Annotated in this window: 3 protein-coding genes and 1 pseudogene; all 4 read left to right on the top strand. The window is 69.1% G+C overall.

The window, feature by feature from the left end; all coding sequences use genetic code 11:
* A pseudogene (locus AC1D12_RS27665) lies at positions 1–245 on the top strand (DUF3570 domain-containing protein); the annotation flags it as partial.
* A gap of 14 nt (positions 246–259) precedes the next feature.
* The gene (locus tag AC1D12_RS27660) at positions 260–865 is read left to right on the top strand and encodes an AraC family transcriptional regulator (protein WP_477844257.1); all 606 of its coding nucleotides are present in this window, start codon (positions 260–262) and stop codon (positions 863–865) included.
* A gap of 6 nt (positions 866–871) precedes the next feature.
* Positions 872–2806, top strand: coding sequence for a tetratricopeptide repeat protein (locus AC1D12_RS27655; protein ID WP_477844255.1), 1935 nt, complete (start codon positions 872–874; stop codon positions 2804–2806).
* A gap of 13 nt (positions 2807–2819) precedes the next feature.
* Positions 2820–3744: tetratricopeptide repeat protein (locus tag AC1D12_RS27650; protein ID WP_477844253.1), on the top strand; the 925-nt coding region annotated here is incomplete at its 3' end.

The raw sequence follows: 3744 nt of genomic DNA, 5'->3' as shown, positions 1-3744 counted from the left end.
ACAACGCGCAGAGCGAGACGCGCTACGTGTCGCGCAACAAGCAGCTGAGCGACTTCAACGACGTGAGCGTCGGCGCGAAGGCCACCTACGCCGCCGGCAAGATCGCCGACAAGTACGACATCAAGTGGAACGCGCAGTACCAGTTCATGCGATTCCGCTACAAGAACTTCACCGACATCCGCACCCACAGCCTGTATTCGTTCGACGCGAACGTCCTCGAGCTGTTCGTCTCGGCCACCTTTTGAGAAAGACCGCGCCCATGTTCAAACGTAGTCGCAGCCTGCTGGCTGCCGGATGCCTGGCGGGACTGTTGGGACTGTCGTGCGGCGCCACCTTCGCGGCCGATGCGGCACCGGCGCCGGCCCCGGCCGCCAGCGCTCCCGAAGCCGCCATGGCCCCGGCCGCCGCCGCATCGTCAGCCGCCAGCCTCGACGGCCGCATCCAGGACCTGAAGGGCGACGTGATCCGCCTGAACCGCGACCTGCTGGTGCTGGAGGAGGAACTGCTGTTCCCCGCCAACACGCAGGTGGCGGTGTTCGTCTCGATGGACGTGGGCAAGATGTTCGAGCTCGGCTCGGTGCAGGTGAAGCTCGACGACAAGGTCGTCGCGAACTACCTCTACACCCCGCTGGAGGTGAAGGCCCTGCACCGCGGCGGCGTGCAGCGCGTGTTCCTCGGCAACCTGAAGGCCGGCGAGCACCAGATCGTCGCGGTGTTCACCGGCGGCGGCCCGCACTTCCGCGACTACAAGCGCGGCGCGACCGTCAAGTTCGACAAGACCACCGACCCGAAGTACATCGAGCTGCAGATCAAGGACAACACCGGCAAGCTGCAGCCGGAGTTCGAAGTCAAGGTCTGGCAGTAAGCCGCCATGCGCCTTCGCAACGTTCCCGCACACCTGCTGCGCCTGGGCGCCGTGGCGTGGCTCGCCGGCTCGCTATCGGGCATGGTCCTCGCCGCCGAGCCGCTGCCGCCGCAYCGGGTGCAAGACCCGTACTACGGCGAGACGCTGTACCAGTTCTACCAGGGCCGCTATTTCTCGTCGATCACCGGGCTGATGGTGTCGCAGCATTTCGGCCGCGTCTCGCACCATGCCGATGAAGCCGAGATCCTGCGCGGTGGCCTGCTGCTGTCGTACGGCCTGCACCGCGAGGCCGGCGAGATCTTCGCGCAGCTGATCGAGAAGGGCGCGACGCCGGCGGTGCGCGACCGCGCCTGGTTCTACCTCGCGAAGATCCGCTACCAGCGCGGCTTCCTGCCCGAGGCCGAAGAGGCGCTGGGCCGCATCGAGAAGAACCTGCCGCCCGAGCTCGAGGAAGAGCGCGGGCTGCTGAGTGCCAACGTGCTGATGGCGCGCAACGATTTCGCCGGCGCCGCGGCGCAGCTGGAGGCGATGGCCAAGCTGCCCGATCCGGGCAAGATGCCCGGCGGCACCAACGCGACGCGCTATGCGCGCTTCAACCTGGGTGTCGCGCTGATCCGCACCGGTGACGCGGAGCGCGGCAACCAGCTGCTCGAGACCCTCGGCACGGCGCCCGCGCCCGACGAGGAAACGCGCAGCCTGCGCGACAAGGCCAACGTCGCGCTCGGCTTCGCCGCGCTGCAGGAAAACAAGCCCGAGGCCGCGCTGATCCACCTGGAGCGCGTGCGCCTGAACGGCATGCAGGCCAACAAGGCGCTGCTCGGCTTCGGCTGGGCCCAGGCCGCGCTGAAGCAGCCCAAGCGGGCGCTGGTGCCGTGGCAGGAGCTGGCGCTGCGCGACCCGGGCGATTCGGCCGTGCTCGAGGCGATGATCGCGGTGCCGTATGCCTATGCCGAGGCCGGTGCGAGCGGCCAGTCGCTCGACCGCTACAACGAGGCCATCGCGTCGTTCGAGCGCGAGAACGCCAACCTCGACCAGTCGATCACYGCAATCCGCRCCGGCAAGCTGCTCGACGGCCTGCTCGAGCGCAATCCCGGCGAAGAGATGGGCTGGTTCTGGAACATCGGCGAGCTGCCCGAGATGCCGCACGCCAACCACCTGGCGCCGCTGCTCGCGCAGCACTCGTTCCAGGAAGCCTTCAAGAACTGGCGCGACCTGCAGTTCCTGCGCAGCAACCTGCTGCAGTGGCAGGACAACCTCAGTGTGTTCAGCGACATGCTCGCCAACCGCCGCCAGGCCTATGCCGAGCGGCTGCCGAAGGTGCGCGCGAAGGCGGCCGACGGCGGGCTGGATGTGTTGCAGAAGCGGCTCGACGCGATCACCGCCGAACTCGCCCGCATCGAGACTGAGGAAGACCCCGCAGCGCTGGCCGATGAACAGCAGGTGGCGCTGCAGGCGCGCGTCGAGCACATCCGCGCGACGCTCGAGAAGGCCGGCGACATGCCCGAAGCGGTGGCGGCGCGCGAGCGCTTCCGCCTCGCGTCCGGCGCGCTGACCTGGCGCCTCGCGCAGGAGTACCCGCAGCACCTGTGGGACGCCAAGAAGAGCGCGCGCACCACCACCGAGGCGTTGGCCGACACGCGCCGCGTCGATGCGGCGCTTGCGCAGGCGCAGCAGGACGAGCCGGCCAAGTTCGATGCCTTCGCCGCGCGCATCGCCGAGCTCGGCAAGGCCATCGAGGCGCTGCTGCCGCGCGTGGCCGCGCTGAGCACCGAGCAGCAGCAGTTCGTGCAGGAGCTGGCGGTGAGCGAGCTCGTGCAGCAGAAGGACCGGCTGGTCGAATACACCACGCAGGCCCGCTTCGCCGTCGCACAGCTGTACGACCGCGCCGCGAGCCAGGCCAACAAGCAACTGGAACCCGCCAATGCGCCGCCCAAGCCATAGTCTGGCGCTGCTGATGCTGCTCGGGCTTGCCGCCTGTGCCGGCAAGAAGACGCTGCCCGGCGATGACCAGCCGACCCTGAAGTCGATGTCCGGCCGCGAGATCACCGTCGCGGAAGACAACGGCGTGAAGGCCGACGAGAACCAGGCCATCGCCGCCTACACCGAGTTCCTGAAGGCCGCGCCGAAGGCCACGCAGCGCGCCGAGGCGATGCGCCGCCTGGGCGACCTGGAGATGGACGGTGCCGACAACCGCCTGGCCGCCGGCCAGCAGACGCCGAACGGCACGCCCGACTACAAGGCCGCGACCGCGCGCTACCAGGAGTTCCTGAAGACCTACCCGCAGGACGAGACCAACGACCGCGTGCTGTACCAGCTGGCGCGTGCGCAGGAGCAGGGCGGCGAGCTCGAGCTCGCGCTGAAGACGCTCGACGACCTGGTCGCGAAGTACCCGAAGACGATCTACCGCGACGAGGCGCAGTTCCGCCGCGGCGAGCTGCTGTTCTCGACGCGCGACTACGCGAAGGCCGAGCAGGCCTACGGCACCGTGCTGCAGGGCGATTCGTCGAACCCGTTCCGCGATCGCGCGCTGTACATGCAGGGCTGGTCGCTGTTCAAGCTGGGCCGGCTCGACGATGCGCTGCACCCGTTCTTCGGCGTGCTCGACCTGAAGCTCGGCGGCCGCAAGGACGACGGCGAGCTGGAGACGCTGCCCGGCCTGACGCGCGGCGACCGCGAGCTGGTGGAGGACACCTTCCGCGTGGCGAGCCTGAGCCTGGAGAACCTGCAGGGCGCCGAGAGCATCCCCGCCTACATGACGACGCCGGAGCGCCGCGCCTACGAGTGGCGCGTCTACCAGCAGCTGGGCGAGCTGTACCTGCGGCAGGACCGGCCGAAGGACGCCGCCGACACCTTCAGCGCGTTCGCGCGCCGCGACCCGC

It is taken from the genome of Rhizobacter sp. P1_G5, from assembly GCF_056405435.1.
The sequence above is the reverse complement of the archived record's forward strand: the minus strand, read 5'-3'. Positions and strand labels throughout refer to the sequence as shown.